Source organism: Enterobacter cloacae complex sp. XAL002, assembly GCF_049236805.1.
GTDB classification, from domain to species: Bacteria; Pseudomonadota; Gammaproteobacteria; order Enterobacterales; family Enterobacteriaceae; genus Enterobacter; species Enterobacter intestinihominis.
Map to the genome: position 1 here is coordinate 24,992 of NZ_JBMKJN010000032.1, position 25,003 is coordinate 49,994.

At 55.1% G+C, this 25,003-nt stretch carries 23 protein-coding genes and 1 tRNA gene; 7 read left to right on the top strand and 17 right to left on the bottom strand.

Annotation, left to right across the window (positions count from 1 at the left end; translation table 11 throughout):
• Window positions 1–2: 2 nt before the first annotated feature.
• Window positions 3–1,346 carry a Na(+)-translocating NADH-quinone reductase subunit A gene (locus tag ACOT0L_RS21585; RefSeq protein ID WP_063151170.1) on the bottom strand — a complete coding sequence of 448 codons (1,344 nt, stop codon included), beginning with the start codon at window positions 1,344–1,346 and terminating at the stop codon, window positions 3–5.
• A gap of 300 nt (window positions 1,347–1,646) precedes the next feature.
• Here ACOT0L_RS21585 and dpaA point away from each other — a divergent pair, with 300 nt between their 5' ends.
• A complete protein-coding gene (dpaA, locus tag ACOT0L_RS21590; RefSeq protein ID WP_063148307.1) occupies window positions 1,647–2,387 on the top strand; it encodes a peptidoglycan meso-diaminopimelic acid protein amidase in 741 nt (246 codons plus the stop codon).
• Here the strand turns inward: dpaA and ACOT0L_RS21595 are convergent.
• A complete protein-coding gene (locus ACOT0L_RS21595; RefSeq protein ID WP_017383120.1) occupies window positions 2,358–3,125 on the bottom strand; it encodes a class II glutamine amidotransferase in 768 nt (255 codons plus the stop codon). The two genes, dpaA and ACOT0L_RS21595, sit on opposite strands and share 30 nt — an antisense overlap.
• Before the next feature lie 48 nt (window positions 3,126–3,173).
• Window positions 3,174–3,752 (bottom strand): D-sedoheptulose 7-phosphate isomerase, encoded by a 579-nt coding sequence (gene lpcA / locus ACOT0L_RS21600; RefSeq protein WP_003863232.1) that lies wholly within the window; start codon window positions 3,750–3,752, stop codon window positions 3,174–3,176.
• 239 nt (window positions 3,753–3,991) lie between these two features.
• Between lpcA and fadE the strand changes: the two genes are divergently transcribed.
• Together fadE and ACOT0L_RS21610 are read left to right on the top strand one after the other, a co-directional pair.
• A complete protein-coding gene (fadE, locus tag ACOT0L_RS21605) occupies window positions 3,992–6,436 on the top strand; it encodes an acyl-CoA dehydrogenase FadE (protein WP_126504223.1) in 2,445 nt (814 codons plus the stop codon).
• Window positions 6,437–6,543: 107 nt separating this feature from the next.
• Window positions 6,544–7,314, top strand: a complete 771-nt coding sequence (locus tag ACOT0L_RS21610) for an amidohydrolase (protein ID WP_023305484.1) — start codon at window positions 6,544–6,546, stop codon at window positions 7,312–7,314.
• A 41-nt stretch (window positions 7,315–7,355) separates the two neighbouring features.
• On the opposite strand, the gene ACOT0L_RS21615 is transcribed toward ACOT0L_RS21610, so the two are convergent.
• The 9 genes from ACOT0L_RS21615 to dnaQ all read right to left on the bottom strand — a co-directional run bounded on the left by ACOT0L_RS21615 (window position 7,356) and on the right by dnaQ (window position 16,458).
• The gene (locus tag ACOT0L_RS21615; protein WP_108368055.1) at window positions 7,356–8,957 is read right to left on the bottom strand and encodes a gamma-glutamyltransferase family protein; all 1,602 of its coding nucleotides are present in this window, start codon (window positions 8,955–8,957) and stop codon (window positions 7,356–7,358) included.
• 9 nt (window positions 8,958–8,966) lie between these two features.
• Window positions 8,967–9,842, bottom strand: a complete 876-nt coding sequence (locus tag ACOT0L_RS21620; RefSeq protein WP_022647137.1) for an ABC transporter permease — start codon at window positions 9,840–9,842, stop codon at window positions 8,967–8,969.
• A 2-nt stretch (window positions 9,843–9,844) separates the two neighbouring features.
• Entirely contained in the window at window positions 9,845–10,786 is a 942-nt protein-coding gene (locus tag ACOT0L_RS21625; protein WP_022647136.1) for an ABC transporter permease, read from the bottom strand.
• A gap of 18 nt (window positions 10,787–10,804) precedes the next feature.
• Window positions 10,805–12,319, bottom strand: coding sequence for an ABC transporter substrate-binding protein (locus ACOT0L_RS21630; RefSeq protein ID WP_022647135.1), 1,515 nt, complete (start codon window positions 12,317–12,319; stop codon window positions 10,805–10,807).
• A 2-nt stretch (window positions 12,320–12,321) separates the two neighbouring features.
• Entirely contained in the window at window positions 12,322–13,404 is a 1,083-nt protein-coding gene (locus ACOT0L_RS21635) for an ABC transporter ATP-binding protein (RefSeq protein ID WP_126504221.1), read from the bottom strand.
• Window positions 13,401–14,414, bottom strand: coding sequence for an ABC transporter ATP-binding protein (locus tag ACOT0L_RS21640; RefSeq protein ID WP_038415388.1), 1,014 nt, complete (start codon window positions 14,412–14,414; stop codon window positions 13,401–13,403). The genes ACOT0L_RS21635 and ACOT0L_RS21640 overlap by 4 nt, the downstream gene beginning before the upstream one ends.
• Window positions 14,411–15,130, bottom strand: a complete 720-nt coding sequence (locus ACOT0L_RS21645) for a FadR/GntR family transcriptional regulator (protein WP_022647132.1) — start codon at window positions 15,128–15,130, stop codon at window positions 14,411–14,413. The genes ACOT0L_RS21640 and ACOT0L_RS21645 overlap by 4 nt, the downstream gene beginning before the upstream one ends.
• A gap of 387 nt (window positions 15,131–15,517) precedes the next feature.
• Window positions 15,518–15,594, bottom strand: a tRNA-Asp gene (locus ACOT0L_RS21650).
• Window positions 15,595–15,726: 132 nt separating this feature from the next.
• Window positions 15,727–16,458: a DNA polymerase III subunit epsilon gene (dnaQ, locus tag ACOT0L_RS21655; RefSeq protein ID WP_072201000.1), complete on the bottom strand. Its 732-nt coding sequence runs from the start codon at window positions 16,456–16,458 to the stop codon at window positions 15,727–15,729.
• Here dnaQ and rnhA point away from each other — a divergent pair.
• Window positions 16,412–16,990, top strand: a complete 579-nt coding sequence (rnhA, locus tag ACOT0L_RS21660; RefSeq protein ID WP_160840538.1) for a ribonuclease HI — start codon at window positions 16,412–16,414, stop codon at window positions 16,988–16,990. The genes dnaQ and rnhA overlap by 47 nt on opposite strands.
• Here rnhA and ACOT0L_RS21665 read toward each other — a convergent pair whose 3' ends face one another.
• On the bottom strand, window positions 16,991–17,707 hold the full coding sequence (locus tag ACOT0L_RS21665) for a class I SAM-dependent methyltransferase (protein ID WP_063139387.1): 717 nt from the start codon (window positions 17,705–17,707) through the stop codon (window positions 16,991–16,993).
• Window positions 17,708–17,739: 32 nt separating this feature from the next.
• Here ACOT0L_RS21665 and gloB point away from each other — a divergent pair, with 32 nt between their 5' ends.
• Both gloB and mltD read left to right on the top strand, forming a co-directional pair.
• On the top strand, window positions 17,740–18,498 hold the full coding sequence (gene gloB, locus ACOT0L_RS21670) for a hydroxyacylglutathione hydrolase (protein ID WP_045308942.1): 759 nt from the start codon (window positions 17,740–17,742) through the stop codon (window positions 18,496–18,498).
• Between the two features lie 68 nt (window positions 18,499–18,566).
• The gene (mltD, locus tag ACOT0L_RS21675) at window positions 18,567–19,931 is read left to right on the top strand and encodes a murein transglycosylase D (protein WP_022647128.1); all 1,365 of its coding nucleotides are present in this window, start codon (window positions 18,567–18,569) and stop codon (window positions 19,929–19,931) included.
• A 52-nt stretch (window positions 19,932–19,983) separates the two neighbouring features.
• Here mltD and ACOT0L_RS21680 read toward each other — a convergent pair whose 3' ends face one another.
• The 3 genes from ACOT0L_RS21680 to ACOT0L_RS21690 all read right to left on the bottom strand — a co-directional run bounded on the left by ACOT0L_RS21680 (window position 19,984) and on the right by ACOT0L_RS21690 (window position 22,948).
• Window positions 19,984–20,757, bottom strand: coding sequence for a class I SAM-dependent methyltransferase (locus ACOT0L_RS21680; RefSeq protein WP_126504219.1), 774 nt, complete (start codon window positions 20,755–20,757; stop codon window positions 19,984–19,986).
• A gap of 77 nt (window positions 20,758–20,834) precedes the next feature.
• Entirely contained in the window at window positions 20,835–21,635 is an 801-nt protein-coding gene (locus ACOT0L_RS21685; protein WP_032621812.1) for an endonuclease/exonuclease/phosphatase family protein, read from the bottom strand.
• A gap of 137 nt (window positions 21,636–21,772) precedes the next feature.
• Complete coding sequence (locus ACOT0L_RS21690) at window positions 21,773–22,948, bottom strand: MFS transporter (RefSeq protein WP_048966287.1); 1,176 nt, start codon at window positions 22,946–22,948, stop codon at window positions 21,773–21,775.
• Between the two features lie 104 nt (window positions 22,949–23,052).
• Here ACOT0L_RS21690 and yafC point away from each other — a divergent pair, with 104 nt between their 5' ends.
• Window positions 23,053–23,958 (top strand): DNA-binding transcriptional regulator YafC, encoded by a 906-nt coding sequence (yafC, locus tag ACOT0L_RS21695; protein WP_022647124.1) that lies wholly within the window; start codon window positions 23,053–23,055, stop codon window positions 23,956–23,958.
• A gap of 30 nt (window positions 23,959–23,988) precedes the next feature.
• Here the strand turns inward: yafC and dkgB are convergent, their stop codons facing one another.
• Entirely contained in the window at window positions 23,989–24,792 is an 804-nt protein-coding gene (gene dkgB, locus ACOT0L_RS21700; RefSeq protein ID WP_126504217.1) for a 2,5-didehydrogluconate reductase DkgB, read from the bottom strand.
• Window positions 24,793–25,003 lie beyond the last annotated feature (211 nt).

A 25,003-nucleotide genomic window follows, 5' to 3' on the forward strand; every position in this document is an offset into this window, starting at 1 on the left:
GGTTATCCTTCCTGCTCAATGCGGGTTAACACCTCGCGCAATACGGGTCCATATTCGTATTTACCTGGACACACATAGGTACACAGCGCCAGATCTTCCTCGTCCAGCTCCAGACAGCCCAGCGCCTGGGCACCGTCGGTATCGCCAGCCAGCAGATCGCGCAGCAGCACAGTGGGCAGAATATCCAGCGGCATCACGCGTTCGTAGTTGCCAATCGGGACCATGGCGCGCTCACCGCCGTTGGTGCTGGTGGAGAAGTTAAACAGCTTACGACGCAAAAAGTGGCCGAGCGTGGTACGGGTTACCGAGTATTTTTCCGCGCCAGGCAGCACCCAGCCGAACAGCTCTTTCTCGCGCCCTTCAAGCACCACGCTCACCTGAAGATGGAAACGACCCAGCCAGGCCATCGGGCCTGTCGCGTGTCTGCCGCTCAGCACCGAGCCGGAAATAATGCGGTTCTCACCCTCTTTCGTTTCGCCAGCCAACAGCGCCGTCAGGTCTGCCCCAAGCAGCGTGCGAACCAGACGCGGTTGGGTTGCCTGAGGGCCGCCGATGGCAATAATGCGTTCTGCGCATAGCTCACCCCTGGTGAAGAGCTTACCGATAGCGATCACGTCCTGATAATTAAGATGCCAGACCTGTTTCGTCAGGCTTACCGGCTCCAGGAAATGAATATGCGTTCCCACCAGCCCGGCCGGATGCGGGCCGGCAAATTCATTAAAGGCGACCTGCCCTTGCGGATGCCCGCCCAGCTTACCGCCGCTGGCCTGGCAGACATGCACTTTGCCCGGCGTCAGGCGCGTTAACACGGTGAGGCCGGCATCGAAAGCTTTGCGTTCCGCCAGGATAAGAGGCTGCGGATCCGCGCTGAGCGGGTTAGTGTCGATGGCCGTAACGAAGATAGCGGCTGGCATCGTGCCAGGTACGGGCGTTTTGCTATAGGGACGCGTGCGAAGCGCCGTCCACAGTCCTGATTCCAGCAGTTGCGTCTGCACCGCGTCGTGGCTGAGGCTAGCGAGATCGGCGGCGTCAAAACGCGTAAACTCGCGTTTCTCATCGCCTTCAATTTGAATAACTACCGATTGCAGAACGCGACGCTCACCACGATGGATGGCGACGACGGTACCGCTGGCAGGGGCTGTAAACATAACGCCAGGATTTTTTTTATCCTCGAAGAGTGCCTGGCCTTTTATTACACGATCGCCTTCCTGTACCAGCATCGCGGGGCGCATGCCCACGTAATCATCACCCACAATAGCGACATGATGAATACTGGCGCCGGTCGTTACGTGCTGTTCAGGCACGCCAGAGATTGGCAGATCGAGTCCTTTTCTGATTCTAAACATGTGGTTAGCAGGTATCCATGAACAACAATCCAGAGAGGGCGGAGTGTACCATTTTCGGCCCTGCCAAGGGCAGTAAATCCGCCGTCTGGCGCGCCGAAATGCGAGCTATTGCGCAAAGTTCCTGGAGTCAGGACAATATGAATGGGTTATAAAGTAAAACTAATTTGTAAACGCAAAGGTTGGCTCTTGCGAAAATCTCCATCGGTGCTAATGTGAGCGCTCCTGTCCAGATTAGTCTGATTTCGGGTGTCTTTTGCCGTTCTGGCAAGTTGGTCATTGTTTTATCAAGGAACCAGTAGTATGCGTAAAATCGCATTGTTCATTGCGATGCTTCTGATACCGTGCATGTCGTTTGCCGGGCTGCTTGGCAGTAATAGTTCAACGACGCCGGTCAGCAAAGAGTATAAACAGCAGTTGATGGGTTCCCCGGTTTATATTCAAATCTTCAAGGAAGAGCGCACACTCGATCTGTTTGTCAAAATGGGCGAGACGTATCAACTGCTCGATAGCTACAAAATCTGTAACTATTCTGGCGGACTGGGGCCGAAACAGCGCCAGGGTGACTTCAAAAGTCCGGAAGGGTTTTACAACGTTCAGCGTAACCAGCTAAAACCGGACAGCCGCTTCTATAAAGCGATTAACATCGGTTTCCCTAACGCCTTTGACCGTGCGCACGGTTACGAAGGGAAATACCTGATGATCCACGGCGCCTGCGTGTCTGTCGGCTGTTATGCGATGACGGATTCCGGCATTGATGAAATCTTCCAGTTTGTCACGGGCGCACTGGTCTTCGGCCAGCCGAATGTTCAGGTCAGTATCTATCCGTTCCGTATGACGGATGCCAACATGGCGCGCCATAAGTACTCTGTTTACACAGATTTCTGGAAACAGCTAAAACCGGGTTATGACTACTTCGAGCAGACCCATAAGCCGCCGGTGGTGTCCATCGTCAATGGCCGTTACGTGGTGAGTAAACCGCTCAGCCATGAAGTGGTTCACCCTCAGCTGGCGTCAAATTACGCGGTCCCCGAGACAAAATAGCGCCCACTCGCCTGGCATGATCTTTTGCCAGGTTTCGTTGCCCGTCAGCGGCTGCGTTGCAATGACAGTGACCACATCGTTCGGTGTGGTCTCCTTCTGAAAATCAATTTCCACATCCTGATCGAGCAGCGTGGCGACGCCAAACGGCGCACGTCGGGTGATCCAGAACAGATTCGTCGAGCAGAATGCCATCACGTAGCGTCCGTCAGACAGCAGCATATTAAACACGCCCTTCTCGCGTAACTCAGACGCCAGTGACGCTATGTACTTAAATACTGCGGTCATGTTGCCGGGCGTACGGGGGTAGCGCTCGGTCAGCTTGTGCAGCAGCCAGCAAAATGCTTTTTCGCTGTCCGTTTCACCGACAGGACGAAAATTGCCGGTTTCCAGTGATTTATAGCCCGAGAGCTGCCCGTTGTGCGCATAGGTCCAGTTACGTCCCCACAGTTCACGGGTAAACGGATGGGTATTTTCCAGCGCCACTTCGCCGCGATTGGCCTGGCGGATATGGGCGATCACCGAACAGGATTTAATAGGATAGTCCTGCACCAGTCTGGCAATGGGTGAGTTAAAGCTGGGCTGTGGATCTTTAAACGTGCGGCATCCTTTGCCTTCGTAGAAGGTAATGCCCCAGCCGTCTTTATGCGGCCCGGTTCCTCCACCGCGCTGAACCAGCCCGGTGAAACTAAAGCAGATATCGGTTGGCACATTGGCGCTCATCCCGAGCAGTTCGCACATAGAACACCTCCACAACAGCGGGGGGCACCGGCGCCCCCCAGCGAAGTCTTACTTAACCATCTCTTTTTCGATCAGTTGGATCAGGATGTGGATCACTTTGATGTGAATTTCCTGAACGCGATCCGCATAACCGAAGTGTGGTACACGGATTTCAATGTCCGCTGTACCGTCCATCTTACCGCCATCTTTCCCGGTCAGGGTGATCACTTTCATGCCCTTCTCACGCGCGGCGGCGATCGCTTTGATCACGTTAGCGGAGTTACCGGACGTGGAGATCCCCAGCAGCACGTCGCCTTCACGGCCTACGGCTTCAACGTAGCGGGAAAAGATATGGTCGTAACCAAAGTCGTTGCCTACACAGGAGATGTGGCTCACGTCGGAAATCGCAATCGCCGGGTAGCCCGGACGGTTTTCGCGATAGCGTCCGGTCAGCTCTTCGGCGAAGTGCATGGCGTCACAGTGGGAACCGCCGTTACCGCAGGAGAGCACTTTACCGCCGGCTTTGAAACTGTCGGCAAGCAGGACCGCCGCGCGCTGAATAGCGTGAATATTGGCATCATCTTTCAGAAAATTCGCCAGCGTTTCCGCCGCTTCGTTCAGTTCGTTACGAATAAGATCCTGGTACATGAGGATAATCCTTCAGTATTGATGAAATAACACAGTGGAGTGTACCGGATAGCAGTAAAAGCGAGAAGCTAAAGCCATGCGAATCGTCCGGCGTTTTGATTTTTTGTGCCGGCTAAAACGCGAACAATGTGAACCAGGTTGTAATTATTTTGTAAACACATTGATAAAGGAAATGACATCAACTACAACCATATCATCACAAGTGGTCAGACCTCCTACAAGCAAGGGAGCTTTTCTTTATGATGATTTTGAGCATTTTCGCAACCGTTGTGCTGCTCGGGGTGTTGTTCTATCACCGTGTCAGTTTATTCCTGAGTAGCCTGATTCTTCTGGCCTGGACGGCTGCACTTGGCGTCGTTGGCCTGTGGAATATCTGGGTACTTGTTCCCCTGGCAATCATTTTGCTGCCGTTTAACCTGACGCCGATGCGTAAGTCGATGATCTCTGCGCCGGTGTTCAAGGGATTCCGTAAAGTGATGCCGCCGATGTCGCGCACGGAGAAAGAGGCGATTGATGCGGGCACGACCTGGTGGGAAGGCGATCTGTTCCAGGGCAACCCGGACTGGAAAAAGCTGCACAACTACCCGCAGCCGCGTCTGACCGCCGAAGAAAAAGCCTTTATTGACGGCCCGGTGGAAGAAGCCTGCCGCATGGCGAACGATTTTGCCATCACTCACGAAATGGCCGACCTGCCGCCTGAGCTGTGGGCATATCTGAAAGAGCATCGCTTCTTCGCGATGATCATTAAGAAAGAGTACGGCGGTCTGGAATTCTCCGCTTACGCTCAGGCTCGCGTCCTGCAAAAACTGGCGGGTGTTTCCGGGATCCTGGCGATCACCGTTGGCGTGCCAAACTCCTTAGGCCCGGGCGAGCTGTTACAGCATTACGGTACGGAAGAGCAGAAAGATCACTATCTGCCGCGTCTGGCGCGTGGTCAGGAAATTCCGTGCTTCGCGCTGACCAGCCCGGAAGCCGGTTCTGATGCCGGTGCGATCCCGGATACTGGCGTGGTCTGCATGGGCGAATGGCAGGGCGAACAGGTGCTGGGCATGCGCCTGACCTGGAACAAACGTTATATCACCCTGGCGCCTATCGCCACCGTACTCGGTCTGGCGTTCAAACTTTCTGACCCGGAAAAACTGCTGGGCGGTGATGAAGATCTGGGCATTACCTGTGCGCTGATCCCAACCTCGACCCCGGGGGTTGAAATTGGTCGTCGTCATTTCCCGCTGAACGTACCGTTCCAGAACGGCCCGACTCGCGGTCAGGATATCTTTGTGCCGATTGACTACATCATCGGTGGTCCGAAAATGGCCGGTCAGGGCTGGCGTATGCTGGTGGAATGTCTGTCGGTGGGCCGCGGCATTACCCTGCCGTCGAACTCTACCGGCGGTCTGAAATCGGTGGCGATGGGGATTGGGGCTTACGCGCATATCCGCCGTCAGTTCAAAATCTCCATCGGCAAGATGGAAGGTATCGAAGAGCCGCTGGCGCGTATTGCGGGCAATGCCTACGTGATGGACGCCGCAGCCTCGCTGATTACCTACGGTATTATGCTGGGCGAGAAACCCGCCGTGCTGTCGGCAATTGTGAAGTACCACTGTACCCACCGTGCACAGCAGTCAATTATTGATGCAATGGATATCGCAGGCGGTAAAGGCATTATGCTTGGCGAAGGCAACTTCCTGGCACGCGGCTATCAGGGCGCACCGATTGCCATCACCGTGGAAGGGGCAAACATCCTGACCCGCAGCATGATGATCTTCGGCCAGGGTGCGATTCGTTGCCATCCGTACGTGCTGGAAGAGATGGCTGCCGCGCAGAATAACGACGTGGATGCCTTCGACAAGCTGCTGTTCAAACATATCGGTCACGTTGGCAGCAATGAAGTTCGCAGCTTCTGGCTCGGCCTGACGCGGGGGCTGACCAGCGCGACGCCGACCCGCGATGCAACCAAACGTTACTACCAACACCTGAACCGTCTGAGCGCTAACCTGGCGCTGCTGTCTGACGTCTCCATGGCCGTTCTGGGCGGAAGCCTGAAGCGTCGCGAACGCATCTCCGCCCGTCTGGGTGATGTGCTGAGCCAGATCTTCCTGGCCTCTGCGGTGCTGAAACGCTACGACGATGAAGGCCGTCAGGAAGCGGATCTGCCGCTGGTGCACTGGGGCGTGCAGGATGCGATGTATCAGGCGGAACAGGCGATTGACGACCTGCTGGCAAACTTCCCGAACCGCTTCGTGGCGGGCGCCCTGCGCGCGGTGATCTTCCCGACCGGTCGTCACCATCTGGCACCGTCTGACAAGCTGGATCATAAAGTGGCGAAGATCCTCCAGGTACCAAGCGCAACCCGTTCCCGTATTGGCCGTGGTCAATACCTGGAACCTACCCCGCATAACCCGGTAGGTTTGCTGGAAGAAGCGCTGCTTGACGTGATGGCCGCCGACCCGATTCACCAGAAGATCTGCAAACAGCTGGGCAAAAACCTGCCGTTTACACGACTGGATGAGCTGGCAAAACAGGCGCTGGCGGGTGGCATCATCGACAACAGCGAAGCTGCGATTCTGGTGAAAGCCGAAGAGAGCCGTCTGCGCAGTATTAACGTGGATGATTTCGAACCAGAAGAGCTGGCGACTCAGCCGGTAAAGCTGCCAGAGAAGCTCCGCAAACCTGAAGCGGCATAAGGTATTTTGCTCTCACAAACCCCGCCCCGCGCGGGGTTTTTTATTGCCACATTTTCTGGTAATGACGTGCTACAGTGTCAAAAAGTGTTTATTAAGGAGCCTGTATCGTGCCTGGTTTAAAGATTTCTGTTTTGCAGCAACCTTTAGTGTGGATGGACGGCCCCGCCAACCTTCGCCATTTTGATCGCCAGCTGGAAGAGATTACCGGACGCGATGTGATTGTCCTGCCGGAGATGTTCACCACAGGTTTCGCGATGGAGGCAGCAAAACAGTCCATGCCGCAGGACGAGGTGGTGGCCTGGATGCACGCCAGGGCGCAGGAAACAAACGCGCTGATTGCCGGCAGCGTCGCGCTCCAGACCGGGCGCGGACCGGTCAATCGCTTCCTGCTGGTCGAGCCGGAAGGAAACGTCCATTTCTACGATAAGCGCCACCTGTTCCGCATGGCGGATGAACATCAACATTATGAAGCCGGAAACGAACGCGTGGTATTTGAATGGCGCGGCTGGCGTATTCTGCCGCTGGTCTGCTATGACCTGCGCTTCCCGGTGTGGTCGCGCAACCGCAACGATTATGACCTGGCGTTGTACGTCGCCAACTGGCCCGCCCCACGCTCCCTGCACTGGCAGGCTTTATTGACCGCGCGCGCGATTGAAAATCAGGCTTATGTCGTTGGCTGTAACCGCGTAGGAACGGACGGCAACGGGCATCACTATCGCGGTGACAGCCGGGTGATCAGTCCGCAGGGTGAGATTATTGCCACCGCCGAGCCGCATCAGGCGACACGAATTGACGCTGAGATCTCGTTAACGGCGTTAAAGGAGTATCGGGAGAAGTTTCCGGCCTGGCAGGATGCAGATCCATTTAGCATTGGATAAGAAAAAGCCGGGTGGCGGCTGCGCCTTACCCGGCCTACAAATCAGCTCACCAACGCCTGCCCGTCTTTGCGGCTCTCCGTCGCAGCCACGTAGTGCCCTTCCGGCATACGGTAAATCACCTGCGCGCCGCCAAAATTGTAATCCTGAAGCGGATCTTCCACCACGATCTGGTGTCCGCGCTCGCGCAGCGCCGCGATGGTATTGCGATCGAAGGTCGATTCAACAACCACTTCCCTGCCCTGCACCACGCGCCAGCGCGGGGCGTCAATCGCCGCTTGCGGGTTTTGCCCGTGCAGCATAATGCGCAGCGCCATCTGCATGTGCCCCTGCGCCTGCATCGGGCCGCCCATCACGCCGAAGGACATCAGCGGTTTGCCGTTACCGTCCATCGCAAAGCCCGGAATGATGGTGTGGAAAGGACGCTTGCTGCCCGCCAGCGCGTTCGGGTGTTTGGGATCGAGCACAAAGCCGCAGCCGCGGTTTTGCAGGCTGATCCCCGTCTCCGGCACCACGATCCCTGAACCGAAGCCCATAAAATTAGACTGAATAAAGGAGATCATCATCCCGCTGGAATCCGCTGCGCTGAGGTAAACCGTCCCACTCTGCGTCGGCGATCCGTACACAAAATCAGAGGCTTTATCGTGGTTGATAAGCGCGGCGCGCGACTTCAGATAATGGTCGCTCAGCAGCGCTTTGGCGGCAAACTCCATATGCTCTTCATCCGCAACGTAGCGATCGAGATCCGCCAGCGCCAGCTTCATTGCCTCTATAGAGAGGTGCAGCCCCTGCACGGAATCCGGGTGATGTTTCTCGATGCCGCACTGCTCCAGAATGCCGAGCGCAATCAGGGTGGCGATCCCCTGACCGTTTGGCGGCAATTCCTGCACCGAACCGCCCGCGAAGTCGCGCGATAGCAGTTCCACCCAGTCCACACGGTGATTCGCCAGGTCTGCTTCGGTCAGGTGTGCACCATGTGCTTTGGCGAAGGCGGCAATTTTCTGCGCCAGTTCGCCACGGTAAAACGCGTCGCCGTTGGTTTTGGCGATCAGCTCCAGTGAGTTCGCCTGCGCCGGGTTACGGAAGATCTCCCCCACGCGCGGCGCGCGGCCTTCCGGCGCAAAGCAGGCACTAAACCCGGGCTGATCTTTCAGCTTGTTGTAGCCGCGCTGCCAGAGATGGCCGATCAGCGGCGAGACCGGGAAACCGTTACGCGCGTAATCAATGGCTGGCTGCGCGAGCGTGGTCAGCGGCAGCGTGCCAAAACGTTCAGCCAGCGCCACCCAGCCCGACACCGCACCCGGCACGGTCACCGCGTCCCAGCCGATTTCCGGTACGGCGGTTTTTCCGGCAAACAGATCCGCATGCCAGCTGGCTGGCGAACGACCGGACGCATTCAGACCGTGAAGTTTTTCACCGTCCCAGACAATGGCAAAAGCATCGCTGCCGATGCCGTTGCCGGTCGGCTCGACAACGGTCAGCGCCATGGCGGTCGCAATCGCCGCATCAACGGCATTTCCGCCCAGCTGTAGCATCTTCATTCCCGCCTGTGCCGCCAGCGGCTGCGAGGTGGCAACGGCGTTATGGCCCATCATCGGCGGGCGTCGTGAATCGTAACCGGTTGTAAAATCGAGCGCTTTGGTCATCATGACTCCTTAGTCGTGGCGCGGATCGAGCGCATCGCGCAGCCCGTCGCCGAGTAAATTAAAGCCCTGAACGGCAAGGAAAATCGCCACGCCGGGGAAAACCGACATCCACGGCGCCTGTTCGAGAAACCCTTTTGCGGTGTTGAGCATGGAGCCCCAGGATGGGTTCGGCGGCTGTTGGCCTAACCCTAAAAACGAAAGGCTGGCTTCGGCGATAATCGCCGAGGCAATGGCCAGCGTGGCCTGCACCAGGATAGGTGACATCACGTTGGGCAGAACGTATTTAATGATGATCCAGCGGTCCGGCAGGCCAATCGCCCGCGCGCCGTCGATGTACTCTTCGTTGCGAATGGCGATCACCTGGCCGCGCGTCAGGCGGGCGAAGATCGGCATTGCCGAGAGTCCAATAGCGATCATGGCATTCGTCAGGCTTGGGCCTAAGAATGCCCCCAGCGCGATCGCCATGATCAGGAATGGACAGGCCAGCAGTGCCTCAATAAAGCGGGAGATCACCCCGTCCCACATCTTCTGGAAATAACCCGCCACCAGCCCCAGCGGCACGCCGATGACAACCGCGATCGCCACCGACATACAGCCCGCCATCAGCGAGGTTCTCGCCCCCCAGATAATGCGGGACAAGATATCGCGCCCCAGCTCGTCGGTGCCGAACCAGTACATCGCCGATGGCGCTTTGCGCACCGCGAGGAAGTTAGCTTTGACCGGGTCAAATGGCGCGATCCACGGCGCCAGCAGCGCCACCAGCACAAAAAAGCCCACCACAATCGCGCCAATCACCGCACTTTTATTGGCGAGGAATTTTTTCAGCACCCGGTTTTGCGCGCGCGGTAGCGCGGGCGCCACGGTTTGCGTCGTCAGTTCCGCCATGGTTAACCTCGCATTTTCGGGTTGATAAGGACGTAGAGCACGTCAGCCAGCAGGTTGAGCATCAGGAAACCGATCGCCACGATCAGCACTACGCCCTGCACCACCGCGTAGTCGCGGTTGAACACCGAGTCGACGATCATTTTGCCGAAGCCCGGAATGGTGAACACCTGCTCGGTCAGCACCGCCCCGCCCAGCAGCTCGCCGAACAGCAACGTGGTGAGGGTGATCACCGGCACCAGCGCATTGCGAAAGGCGTGCTTCAGGATCACCGCTTTCGGCAGCAGCCCCTTAGCGCGCGCGGTGCGGATGTAATCCGCTTTCAGCACCGCAATCATCGACGCGCGGGTATGGCGCATCAGCGTCGCCGCCAGGCCGGTTCCGAGCACGGACGCGGGCAGCAGCAATGTCCGCAGGTTCTGGATCGGATCTTCACTGAACGGCACATAACCGGACGCAGGCAACCATTGCAGGTTTACTGAAAAGACCAGAATCAGCAGGATCCCCAGCCAGAAGTGCGGTATTGAGATCCCCGAGATCGCCACAAAGTTCGCCCCGTGATCGACCCAGCTGTTTTTGTTCACCGCCGCGAGGATCCCCATGCTGATACCAAACACCAGCGCGATAATCATCGCCAGCAGCGACAGTTCCAGCGTGACCGGCAGCTTGCTGGCAATCAGTTGCGTGACCGGCTCATGAGTGCGTAAGGAGACACCCAGATCGCCTTGCAGCGCGCGCGTCAGCCAGTTGAAATACTGCACGGGGATCGGCGCGTCCAGATTCAGCTCAGCACGCAGCTGGGCGATCACCGCCGGATCGCGCTCCTCCCCGGCCATGGCAATCAGCGGATCGCCAGGCAGCAGCTTTTGCAGGCCGAACACCATCATGCTCACCAGCAGCAGAGTGGGTATAGCCAGCAGCAGACGTTTGCAAATCAGTTCCAGCATGGGTTCTCCTCAGGAGGTTTATTTCGCCAGCGTTAAGCCAGCCAGACGCACAATGCCGTCCGGGTACGCTTTAAAGCCCTGCACGCGCTTGTTCAGGCCAAAAATGCGCGGTTCGAAGTAAAGGTATGCAATCGGCATATCGGTCTGAAGCTGCTTCACAACCTTGTCATACAGCGGCTGGCGGGCGGCCTGATCGGTGCTCTGACGCGCCTGCGTTAGCCATTCATCCACCTGAGCATTGCTGTAGCGGCCGTCGTTGAGGGTGCCTTTGCTGTTGATAAAGCCGTAGATGCTGCCATCTGGATCCGGGCGACCCGACCAGCCGGAGAAGCTCAACTGGTAGTCACCGCTCTGCTGGCGATCCAGCAGCGTGGCGAACTCGGTCATTTGCAGGTTCAGGTTAAAGCCCGCCTCTGCCACCATCGCCTGCAATACCTGGCCCACCTGCTGCGAGGTTGGGTTGTTCGGCACCAGTAGATTGACGGTCAGCGGTGCGGTGACGCCTGCGGCTTTCAGCAGCGCTTTGGCTTTGTCGACGTCACGCGGGGGAACCGGGAAATTGACGTGATACGGGCTTACCGGCGAAAACGCCTGGTTTGCCGGAGTGTAAAGCCCTTCGAACACTACCTGGTTTAAAGCATCGCGATCGATGGCCTGGGAAAATGCTTCACGCACGCGGGCATCTTTGAAGGGATCGTTTGCCGGGACTTTGCCATTGTTAATATTGAAGGTGATGCCCTGGTATCCGAGGCCCGTCACCTTCGCCAGCGCCAGCTTGCTGTCGGCTTCGACGGTTTTGACGTCGCTGGCGGCAATGCCTTCGGTCAGGTCGAGATCGCCCGCGCGCAGGTTCGCCAGGCGCACGGAGGCATCCGGGATCGGCAGATAGATAATTTTATCGAAGTGGTAGGCGTCTTTGTTCCAGTAGTTGTCGAAGCGGGTCAGCACAATGCGGTCCTGCGACACGCGGCTGTCGAATTTATACGGGCCGGAACAGACCGGATGGGCGGCAAAATCGGCTTTTTTCGCGGCTTCCGGCGCCATCATTGCGCCTGCGCGATCGGTGAGCTGCATCAGAAGTGCGGCATCCGGCGTTTTCAGGTGCAGGGCTATCTGCATCGGGCCGGTGACCTCCACCGACTCAACGGAAGAGAGTTCACTTTTACGCAGAGAGCCTTTTAGCGTCAGGGCCCGGTCGAGGTTGTATTTCGCGGCGGCGGCATCAAATTTTTCACCGTCGTGGAAGGCCACGCCTTCACGGAGATCCAGGGTCAGCGTTTTGCCGTCATCGCTCCACGCCCAGGATTTCGCCAGTCCCGGCACCACCTTGAGGTGCTCGTCCACGTCCACCAGCCGGTCACACAGGGAAGCAAAGACGAAGCGGCCATAATAGGTACGCGCCAGATGCGGGTCCAGCATGTCCGGATCTGCACCCAGGCCGATTCGCAGCACGCTTTCAGAATGGGCGGGCAGCGCCGCACCAAGCAACATAACACTTCCCAGTACGGTCAAAAGAGAATTACGCATTGTCATTATCATGAGTTCCTTGAAGGAAGGGAGGAGTGAGTAGCCGCGTGTTCAAACAGCGCGCGGCGGCGCAAAAATGCGGCGGATGGCGGTGCGATCTGTATAACGCTGCGATCGCGATTAATCTCCTGCCAGCGGTGGCAGGCGACCTGACGTCCGCCGTCGATTACCTGATGAATCGGCTCAACCTGACGACATTCATCGCTAACATAGGGGCAACGGGTGTGGAAACGGCAGCCGGAGGGCGGATTAGCCGGGTTCGGTAAATCACCCTGCAACAGCGGCGCATCCCGCGCTACGCCTGGCTGCATTTGCGGCGCAGAGGCAATTAATGCCTGGGTATAAGGATGCAGCGGCGCGTCGAAGATATCGTCGACGGTGGCCAGCTCGACGATTTTCCCAAGATACATCACCGCCACGCGGTCGCTCATATGACGGATAACCGCCAGACCGTGGGCGACGATCACCATCGTTAGCCCCAACTTGTGCTTCAGGCTTTCCAGTAAATTGACCACCTGTGCCTGGACGGAAACATCCAGTGCGGAAACCGGTTCATCGCCCAGCAGCAGCTTTGGGCCTGACGCCAGCGCGCGCGCAATGCCGATACGCTGACGCTGCCCGCCGGAAAATTCGTGCGGATAACGTCCGGCCCAGGCCGCGGGCAAGCCGACCGTCCTGAGCAGCTCGGCGACGTGGTACTGGCGATCCGCTTTTTTCATGTTCTGGTGCAGCCACAGCGGCTCACCGACAATCTGTTCTACCGTCATGCGCGGGTTCAGCGAGGCGAAGGGATCCTGAAAGATGATCTGTAGCTCACGCCGGAGCTGGTTCAGACGTGCGCCTGAGGCGTGGGTGATCTCCTCACCCTGATAAAATACGCGCCCTTCGCTGGCGCCCAGCAGGCGCAGCAGCAGCCGGCCGAGGGTGGATTTCCCGGAACCTGATTCGCCGACAATAGCCAGCGTTTCGCCTGGCAGCACCGACAGTGAAACGCGGTCAACAGCCGTGACAAAGCGGGCCGGCGTAAACAGTTTTTTCGGGCCGGGGAAAAGCTTGCTCAGATCCCGGGCTTCAAGAATGGGCGTGGTCATGCAATTTCTCCCAGGGCAATGTGTTGTTCCAGCGGCACGCGGAAGCAGGCAACCTGATGACCCGTGCCGAGCATAGTGAGCGGTGGTTTTTCAGCATGACAGCGCGTCTGCGCGAAGGGACACCGGGTGGCGAAGCGGCAGCCCTGAGGCATAGATTCCGGCAGCGGGACCGATCCGGGAATGGTGGAAAGCTGGCCCTTGCGTACGCCAAGGGAGGGGATCGAGCCCATCAGGCCAATCGTGTACGGGTGCTGCGGGTCGGCAAATATCGCCTCGACGCTTCCCTGCTCTACTACCTGGCCGGCATACATCACCGCCACCTGCTGTGCCACTTCGGCCACCACGCCTAAATCGTGGGTGATCATCAGCACCGCCGTGCCCGTTTCTTCTTTTAAGGTATTGAGCAGAGCGAGAATTTGCGCCTGAATGGTCACGTCCAGAGCGGTAGTGGGTTCGTCAGCGATCAGTAATTTGGGATGGTTTATCAGCGCCATCGCAATCATCACGCGCTGGCGCATACCGCCGGAAAGCTGATGCGGGTAAGCCTTAAGGCGCATCTCTGCGGCCGGGATCTGCACCTTCTCCAGGATCTGTAGCGCAACCGTCATCGCCTCAGCCCGGGAGATCGTTTGATGGCGCATCACCGCTTCACTGAGCTGATCGCCAAGCGTGAAAGCCGGGTTGAGCGAGGTCATGGGCTCCTGGAATATCATCGCCAGCTCGCTGCCGCGCAGATTGGCATACTCGCGCGGCGAGAGCTTGCGCAGATCGTGGCGGCGGAAGTGCATCTCCCCACTGACGATCCTGGCGCTGGCAGGCAATAACCCCATCAGCGCCAGGGAAGTGATGCTTTTACCGCAGCCGGACTCGCCCACCAGCGCCAGCGTTTCGCCCGCCCTTACCATCAGCGAGATATCTTCGAGCACACTCACCGGCGAGCCCGCGAATTTAACGTTGAGGTTTTGCAGCCGCAGTACGGGAGTGGAATCCTTAAAGGGTATCGTCGTCATAGCGTGGAATCGTCCTCAAGGTGGATAGCCTGAATCAGGGCGGTTTGCAGGCTGAGCAGGTGTTCGCGCATGGCGGCCGCAGCTTCATTAGGCTGGCGATGAATAATCGCTGACATGATTTTGTGATGGTGGTCGTTATAGTTGTCGACACGTTCGGGGGTGCGGGCAAGCTCGCGTAAATACTGCCAGCCGGGCTCCCGGCGGACGGCATCTATCGCATCGAAAAGCCCTAGCATCAGGCGGTTGCCGGCTGCTTCCGCAATGGCGCGGTGAAAGGCGCTATCCCACAGTTCGTTAAGATCGCGGTCATCCGGGCTGACCTTGTCAATGCGTTCCAGCATGCGCTGCATGAGCGCGAGGTTTTCCCTGGTGGCACGCAGTGCCGCAAGTCGGGCTAAGCCGGGTTCGAGCTGTAGTCGAGCTTCCATGACTTCCAGCAGGTTGGTTTGCTGAACCAATCCCTGAAGCGCCAACGGCTCAACAGGGGCAGCCGGACCAATGAAGGTACCTTTGCCCTGCTTGCGCCAGATCCGCCCTTCTTCTTCCAGCACGTCCAGCGCGCGACGCACTTCGCGTCGTCCTACGCCGAGTGTTTCCGATAGCTCACGTTCAGTGGGCAGCGGAGTGCCTGGTGTTGACTCGTGCTGGTTGATAAGCCCGCGCAACTGGTCAAGCGCGGTGCTGGAATTTGCTAAAACCCGTGAAGGTTTTTCCATATTGGTTCGCTCGCTTTCATCATGACTTTATTTTCATTAACGATAAGTTATTGATATGACGAACTACTTATCGTGCTAATGATTAAGCAATAAGCGAACCAATAACGTATTGGTTCATGAGTTTTCTGAAGAATGACAGGTAACCGAATGATTTCTTATGAATTATTTTTACATAATTATTACATATCAACATGAGGGCAGAAGGTGAGATGGAGACATAATGCACAATAACAGTGCAAATTACGCACCAATAATGTGCATTTGTTAATAAATTGCACTTTGTTTATTAAATTTTTGTTAATGAAAATAGAATGAGAATAGGTGAGTTTTTAGGGGGTATAAAACGACGAAAGCCTGAATCATTTCTGATTCAGGCTTTCTGAATAGTGGCGGAACGGACGGGACTCGAACCCGCGACCCCCTGCGTGACAGGCAGGTATTCTAACCGACTGAACTACCGCTCCACTGTTCCCGTTTGGGGAACGAGGCGAATATTACGGTTTGCCTCTGAACTCGTCAACGCTTTTTCTCAGGTTTTGAATCGTTTGCTGCAAAAATCACCCAAACGGCGATTTAACAAACGTTTCCGCCTTTTTTCATCCACGCCACAGACAGCTTCCGCCCTTCTTCTGAACTAAATCGAGGCGAGATTCGTGGTTCATCAGCTCTTCATCACTGGCTAAAACAACCCGCAGGCGATTCGCCTGACGCACGACCCGCTGAATACCGCCTTCGTCCCGCGTCTGCTGGGATTCATTTTCCATACTGAATTTTATCGACGTTTGCCCGCCGGTCATGGTCAGGTATACATCGGCCAGGATCTGGGCATCGAGCAATGCGCCGTGCAGGGTTCGCTTGGTGTTGTCTATCTCATAGCGAGAGCACAGGGCATCAAGGCTGTTACGCTTGCCGGGAAACATCTTCCTTGCCAGCGCCAGGCTATCCGTGACTTTACAGAACGTATTGGTCTTTGGAATATCGCGGTTGAGCTTGCTGAACTCATAGTCCATAAAGCCGATATCGAACGACGCGTTATGAATGACAAGTTCCGCACCTCTGATGTAGTCGAGAAATTCATCCGCGACATCGGCGAAGGTGGGCTTATCCAGCAAAAACTCATCGGCAATCCCGTGAACGCCGAACGCTTCCGGATCCACCAGCCGATCGGGTTTGAGGTAAACGTGGAAGTTGTTGCCCGTAAGACGACGGTTCACCACTTCAACGGCACCAATCTCAATGATTTTGTGCCCTTCGTAGTGGGCGCCAATCTGGTTCATACCGGTGGTTTCGGTATCAAGAACAATCTGGCGAGTAATTGCAGTGCTCATAGCGGTCATTTATGTCAGACTTATCGTTTTACTGAACGTTTCAAATACAGGAAGTCTACCAGAGATGCGTAAACAGGTAGAAATTTTCACCGATGGATCTTGTCTCGGTAACCCAGGGCCCGGCGGCTATGGCGCCATTATGCGCTATCGCCAGCATGAAAAAACATTTAGTGAAGGCTATTTCCTGACCACCAACAACCGCATGGAGTTGATGGCGGCCATCGTGGCGCTGGAAGCCTTAAAAGAACATTGTGACGTGGTGCTGAGTACCGACAGCCAGTATGTTCGCCAAGGCATTACCCAATGGATCCACAACTGGAAAAAGCGCGGCTGGAAAACGGCAGAGAAAAAACCCGTCAAGAATGTCGATCTCTGGAAGCGTCTTGATGCCGCCCTCGGTCAGCACGAAATCAAATGGGAGTGGGTAAAGGGGCACGCCGGTCACCCTGAAAACGAACGCTGTGACGAGCTGGCTCGCGCGGCGGCATCAAACCCAACCCATGAGGATGCAGGTTATCAACCTGAATCCTGATCACGGTTTTTTGTACTGCCGCGTGGCACCCACGGTCTGGCGGATCCGCGTTTTTGATTTGCTTTGCTTCATTGGGTTGAGCGTAAGTGGGATCGTCCTCTTACGCGCGACAATAAATTGCATGCAGCCCAGCGCGGGTAAATGGGTACTTAATAAGACCCCGCCTTTACGCGTCCAGGGGATGACCTGAAAACCCCCGTAGCTCAGCACTTCGAAATTTAACAGTGAAAGCCAGTCCAGCTGGCGCATCATGGTAAACATCCGGCTGTTATATGGCGGCTTGCGGCGCAGAACGGGCGTCAGTTTACGTAGCCCGATCAGACTCAGCGGATTAAAACCGCTCAGGATCAGCCAGCCGTCATCAATCAAAACGCGGTCGGCTTCACGCAGCAGACGATGGGGATCGCTGCACCAGGGCAGCGTATGGGCGAGCAGACAGGCATCAATGGATTTTTCCGCAAAAGGCAAATGCAGCGGATCAGCCTTCACCTGAACCGGGGAGCCATTAAGCGATACGCTAACCTGATGCGAGATAGCGCAGCTTTCGGTATTGATTTCTGCGCTCAGATTGCCAATCTTAAGCAGGTGAAAACCATACATTTTCGCGAGCCAGGGTTTAAGCTGAAGTTCTAAGGCCTCGCGATAATATTCACCCCAGGGCAACTCTGCCCAACGTTCCGGTGGTGCGACAGTCTGAGGTATCCTTGCCGGTTTCATCAAAACACCCGCCACGCTATAAGAGGTAATGCATGAATCTTATCAGTATTTCCGCCTTTCAGGACAATTACATCTGGGTTTTAGTCGATGACGATCGCAGATGCATCATTGTTGATCCCGGCGAATCCGTACCGATCCTGCACGCGATAGAAGAAAACGACTGGCAGCCTGAAGCGATCCTCCTTACCCATCACCATCACGATCATGTCGGCGGTGTTCCCGATCTCCTTGCGCGCTATCCCCATATTCCCGTCTACGGACCAGCAGAGACACAGGATAAGGGTACGACGCAAGTTATCGAAGAAGGCGAAAGTATCTTCATACTCGGGTGCGAGTTTTCCGTATTTGCTACGCCAGGTCACACTTCCGGTCATCTCTGTTTCTACAGCAAACCTTATCTTTTTTGTGGCGACACGCTGTTTTCCGGCGGCTGTGGAAGGCTGTTTGAAGGCACGCCAGAACAGATGTATCAATCTTTACAAAAAATTAATGCTCTGCCAGCCGACACCGTAATTTGTTGCGCACATGAGTATACATTAGGGAATATGAAGTTTGCTGCAAGCGTACTACCAGAGGATCGGGCGATTCAGGATTATTACCAGAAAGTGAAGGAGTTACGTGCAAAAAACCAAAAAACACTCCCCGTAATTCTGAAAAATGAGCGACAAATAAATTTATTTTTAAGAACGAATGACGTTGATTTAATTAATAAAATTAATCAAGAAACAAATTTGTTACAACCTGAAGCGCGATTTGCATGGTTAAGGTCAAAGAAAGATAACTTCAGATAATTGCGGGTTGCCTTTTCAAAATTTCGCCGTTATCATCGCTCGTCTTTTAAGCAACTATTGACACACACATGAAGGCAAAAGCGATATTACTCGCCTCTGTCCTGCTTGTAGGTTGCCAGTCACAAAACGGCAGCAACGTACAACAGCACGCACAGAGCCTTTCTGCGGCTGGTCAAGGGGAAGCAGGGAAGTTTACGAGTCAGGCGCGATGGTTGGACGATGGGACATCCTTCGCGCAGGAACAAGACTTGTGGGCCTCTATTGGCGACGAGCTAAAGATGGGAATTCCGGAAAACAGCCGGATTCGCGAACAGAAACAGAAGTATTTGAGAAATAAGAGCTATCTCCACGATGTAACATTACGGGCAGAGCCGTATATGTACTGGATAGCAGGGCAAGTTAAGAAACGTAACATGCCTATGGAACTGGTACTACTACCCATAGTGGAGAGCGCTTTTGACCCGCACGCGACGTCTGGCGCCAATGCAGCAGGCATCTGGCAGATCATTCCGAGCACAGGGCGAAATTATGGTTTAAAGCAGACCCGCAACTACGATGCGCGTCGTGATGTTGTCGCTTCAACGACAGCCGCTCTCGACATGATGCAACGTCTGAACAAGATGTTTGACGGCGACTGGTTATTGACTGTCGCGGCGTATAACAGTGGTGAAGGTCGTGTACTGAAGGCAATGAAAGCGAATAAAGCGCGTGGAAAATCCACAGACTTCTGGTCGCTCTCACTGCCACAGGAAACAAAGATTTACGTACCGAAAATGCTGGCATTGAGTGACATTCTCAAGAACAGCAAACGTTACGGTGTACAACTGCCAACACCAGACGAAAGTCGTGCACTGGCGCGTGTCCGCCTCAGCAGCCCTGTTGATATTCAACAGGTTGCCGATATGACGGGTATGTCGGTAAGTAAGCTTAAAACCTTTAATGCAGGTGTTAAAGGCTCCACGCTGGGTGCAAGCGGCCCGCGCTATGTGATGGTTCCGCAGAAACACGCGGAGCAGTTACGTGAGTCTTTAGCTTCGGGTGAAATTGCAGCCGTTCAGTCTACGCTGATTGCTGATACGTCGCCTGTAAGCAGCCGCAGCTATAAGGTGCGTTCAGGTGATACGCTTTCAGGTATTGCATCACGTCTTGGCGTGAATACGAAAGATCTCCAGCAGTGGAATAATCTGCGCGGATCCGGTCTGAAAGTGGGTCAAACGCTGACCGTAGGTGCAGGTAGCAGCGCACAGCGTCTCGCTAAAAACAGCGATAGCATTACCTATCGCGTACGTAAAGGCGACTCGCTGTCCAGTATTGCTAAGCGTCACGGCGTAAACATCAAAGATGTGATGCGCTGGAACAACGATACTGACAACCTGCAACCTGGCGACCAGCTGACGTTGTTTGTGAAAAACAGCGCTACGCCAGATTCCTGATAGTACGATCGCTTATTAAAAAGGCACCGATTCCCCTCGGTGCCTTTTTTGTTTATCCCGCTTTTTGCGCTTCAGCCATAATGGTGTCGCTGGTAAACGAACCATCGTCATGCAATTCAAAGTACGCCTTGACGTCAGCAGAGGCACTCTCCTGATACAATCGGATCGCCTGAGTTAATGCGTCCGGTGTGCGCATCCGTGCAATCCATGACGTGAACTCCAGCGGCAAACGGTCGGTTATCAATGAGCGTGAAATCAAGCCAGCTTCGGTGATAAACGTAAGCCACTCTCCACTGGAGTAGTTTTGCACGTGCGAGGTATCACGCAGCGCTTCAACCGTCTGGAGCCAGATATTCCGTACCGGATGCCCGGGAGACATCACGTCCATGATGATGAATATTCCGCCCGGTTTGAGCACGCGTTTCACTTCCCGTAATGCCTGCCCCACATCATGCCAGTGGTGTGCAGAGTAACGGCTAATCACAGCCTCAAAGGATGCATCCTCAAAGGGTAAAGATTCAGCGTAGCCCTGGCGCGTCGTGACGTTATTCAGCCCTTTCGCTTTCGCCGCTTCAGCAACCACATCCAGCATCTGGCTCGATAAGTCATACGCCGTCACCTGAGCAACCTGCTGTGCGGCGGTAAAACTGGCGTGCCCCGCTCCGCAGCCTAAGTCCAGCACGTGCGCGTCAGGAAACGCGGCGAGCCGTTCGCCGAGACGTACCAGATCGCGGCCAGAGGCATGTACGGCACTGCTCAGGTAGGCACTTGCCTGAGAACCAAACTGTTTTTCGACGTTGTCATGATGGGAGTGTGTTGTTGTCATGTTGCTGTCCTTTTATGGGTTAAAAAATAAAGGGCAGCACCCGCACAGGCCTGCCCCACGGCAGACCTGACGCACCATTATTTATCAGGTTTGCCGGGACTGAATTCGACTAGTAGAGGATTATGATCGGAGGCGCGCGTCACCAGAACGGAGGCGTCGTGCACGCTTAAACCCCGATAGAAGACAAAATCGAGAGGACGACCAAACGCTTTCTTGCGCTGGTCATCGTTAAAACGAACTTCACGCAGCGACATTTCACGCGCGAAGCGGTACAACGCGTTCATACGCGGACGGCTCCAGGCATTGAAGTCCCCGGCCATAATGATCGGCCCACTGTGATGAGCAATCTGATCGCCGATGGGAAGTAACTGCTTACTGTACACATCAACACCCAGGCTGAAGTTCACCGCATGAATGTTTACCACCATCAGCAGACGGGTGTCGGGCAACGGATAGACCGTGACCAGCGCTGATTTTGCCAGACGCAGGATCGGCTCACGTTCACGCAGCGGGCAGCAATAGACCGGATGTGCGGCTGAAAGGGTCATCACCCCGGAAGGATGCTGTGGCAGAACAAAGGCAGGCACCTGATCGGCTGCAAGATAGTTCGTCGTTGCAAACCTGACCAGTTCAGGCGTGGTTTGCGCCTCCTGTAACAGAACCAGATGCGCATCTTTACCAAAATTTTGAAGTACGGATAACCACTCCGCACGCTGTTGCTTAAAGATGTTCCACACCAGTACGCGAATTTTTTCGTCACTGCTTAATGGAGTGCCCGCTGGTAATGCCTGGCTAAGGCTCGCAAACGACCCCGGAGGCAAGATCCTCTCCGCAGGCATTCCGGCAACATAACGCATGGCATAGGTATTTTTTCGCACTTTTGGAAACGGCCTCTGTAACATGAACCAGCCCGGAAAACGGACTGGTTCTAATGTTATAGGGATTTTAGGTCACACTTTCAACGCAATTACTGAGAAACCGCTTTCCAGTTTTGTAAGCAAGCACTTACTGATACTTATCCAAGTGCAACGCGAGCGGGTTTATCAAGCCGTCCACTGAGACCAATAAGGAGGAAAGCGATAAGCACAATTACCGCACCAATCCATGGCGTTTGGGTTAATCCAACATGTTCAACCACCAGCCCACCGATAACCGAACCGAGTGCGATACCGATATTAAATGCGGCGATATTCAGCCCAGATGCGACATCCACCGCATTAGGCGTATAACGTTCGGCTTTCTGCACAACATATACCTGCAATCCCGGCACATTACCAAAAGCGAATATCCCCATAACCAACACCGTTACCAGCGCGGCGTATTGCATCGATGCGGTGAACTGGAAAATCATCAGCAGGGCAACCAGGGCGGCGAAGATGAATTTCAGCGCCGGTACCGCACCATGCTTATCCGCAAGCTTGCCGCCCCAGATATTGCCGATTGCGACGGAGATACCGTAGCCCAGTAAAATCCAGCTCACCGCGCCCGGAGAAAAACCAGCCAGTTCCTGCATCATCGGTGCAAGGAAGGTGAACGCAGTGAACACACCTCCATAACCCAGGGCCGTAACGGCATAGATCAGCAGCAGGCGCGGGTGTGTCAGAACTTTAACCTGATCGCTCAGGCTGGCGCTCGCGCGTCCCGGAATACTGGAGGGCACCAGCAGCAGGCTGGCTACCAGAGCAATCACGCCCAACAGCGATACCGCGAGGAAGGTTTCACGCCAGCCAAAATGTTGTCCGATAAACGTTCCTAACGGCACGCCGGTGACCAGCGCGACGGTTAAGCCACCAAACATAATCGCAATGGCTGACGCCGCTTTCTCTTTTGGCACCAGGCTGGTTGCAATCGTGGAACCGATGGAGAAGAAGACACCGTGCGCGAGGCCTGTCAGCAGGCGGGCAATGACCAGCGTGGAGTAATCCGGTGACTGCCACGCCAGAATATTGCCAGCGGTGAAGAGCACCATCAGGGCCACTAACAGTTGTTTACGTGGAAAGCGTCCAGTCAGTGCGGTCAGCACAGGCGCCCCAACAGCGACGCCTAACGCGTAAATAGATACCAGCAGCCCGGCAGAAGGCAGCGAGATAGCTAGTTGTTCAGCAATGGTAGGAACAAGTCCTACAATAACAAATTCGGTCGTGCCAATTGCGAAGGCACTGATCGTCAGGGCAAGAAGCGCCAGTGGCATAAAATACTCCGTCTCTTCAGGATTAAGATGACAGGCAGTATGCGCCAGTGTTTAAATAACAAAAATGGTTAGAATCTCAATAGAATTTTGCAGGTGATGCAATAATGAAAGCCACATCGGAAGAACTGACTGTCTTCGTTGCCGTTGTTGAAAGCGGCAGCTTCAGCCGTGCTGCCGAACAGCTCGGGCAGGCGAACTCCGCCATCAGCCGCTCGGTGAAAAAGCTGGAGATGAAGCTCGGGGTGAGTCTGCTCAACAGAACAACGCGGCAGCTCAGCCTGACGGAAGAAGGTGAACGTTATTTTCGACGCGTGCAGTCCGTTTTGCAGGAGATGGCGGCAGCAGAAACGGAAATCATGGAATCTCGCAGCACGCCGCGTGGGCTGCTGCGCATAGATGCGGCGACGCCGGTCGTGCTGCATTTCCTGATGCCGTTGATTAAACCCTTCCGCGAACGCTACCCGGAGATGACCCTGTCTCTGGTCTCCTCTGAGACGTTCATTAACCTGATTGAGCGTAAAGTTGACGTGGCGATCCGCGCGGGAACCCTGACGGATTCAAGTTTACGCGCTCGCCCTCTGTTCACCAGCTACCGCAAAATTATCGCGTCACCGCAATATATTGCAGAGCATGGCAAACCTGAGACCGTTGAGGAGCTGAAGCAGCACCTGTGTCTGGGCTTTACGGAGCCTGTCTCGCTGAACACCTGGCCCGTGGCCTGTCATGACGGACAACTTCATGAGATCACCTGCGGACTTTCGTCTAATAGCGGGGAAACGCTGAAACAGCTATGTCTTGAAGGAAACGGGATCGCCTGTTTATCAGACTATATGATTGATAAGGAAATTGCCGCGGGCCAGCTAGTTGAGCTAATGGCTGACAAACGCTTACCTGTAGAGATGCCTTTTAGCGCGGTGTATTACAGTGACAGAGCAGTAAGTACGCGCATACGCGCATTTATCGACTTCCTTAGTGAGCATATAAAAACAGCTCCCGGAGGAGCTGTATGAGGGTTTAAAGGCACAGAGGGAGGGTTTTTACTAATCCCAGTTAGGTGCTAACCCTTCGGGACTGACCAGACGATCGTTGCATTCCAGTGCAGCGATCGCTTTTTTATCTTCATCATCGAGCTGGAGATCCCACGCTAACAGGTTACTTGCCAGGTTTTCACGTTTGGTTGAAGACGGGATCACGGCATATCCTTCACCTATCGCCCATGCCAGGATCACCTGTGCAGCTGTTGCATTGTGTTTTTCAGCGATGCGCGCAATCACTTCATCTTTCAGGGCCTTACCATATGCCAGCGTCATGTACGAGGTGATGTGAATGCCATGCTGTTTCGCCCAGTCCACAACTTTGCGGTTTTGCAGGTAAGGAGAGAGTTCAATCTGGTTAGTAGCAATATTCTCTTTACCCACTGCGGCAATGGCTTTTTCCATCAATGGGATAGTGAAATTCGAGATACCAATTTCACGCGTCAAGCCCTGCTCTTTTGCTTCCAGCAGCGCATGCATGAACTCTTCTACGGAGACGGCATCGCCAGGTGATGGCCAGTGGATCAGCGTCAGATCAACATAATCAGTACGCAGCTTTTTCAGACTTTCCTTCAGGCTTAGGATCAGCTTGTCTTTGCTGAGGTTCTCAATCCAGATTTTGGTGGTGATGAAAAGCTCATGGCGCGGTACGCCGCTCTCCTCGATAGCCTGACCTACGGCAGCTTCGTTGTCATAAATCTGCGCCGTATCAATAGCGCGATAGCCCAACTCGAGTGCGGTTTTAACAGATGCGATAACAACGTCGTCCTTCAGGCGAAAAGTGCCCAGACCCAGTGCAGGGATAGTCATATCATTCCTCAATCGTTATGTTCGTAAACTGAGGAGGATTATCGCTGTGGTTGTTATGTCGAAAAAGATCGTAAAACGCAGAGGATTTTTGCTAATTTCGCAATAGTTAAACGACAGAAAAGAAAAAAGCCCTGAGCGTTAGCTCAGGGCTTTTAATAAGTGGCGGAACGGACGGGACTCGAACCCGCGACCCCCTGCGTGACAGGCAGGT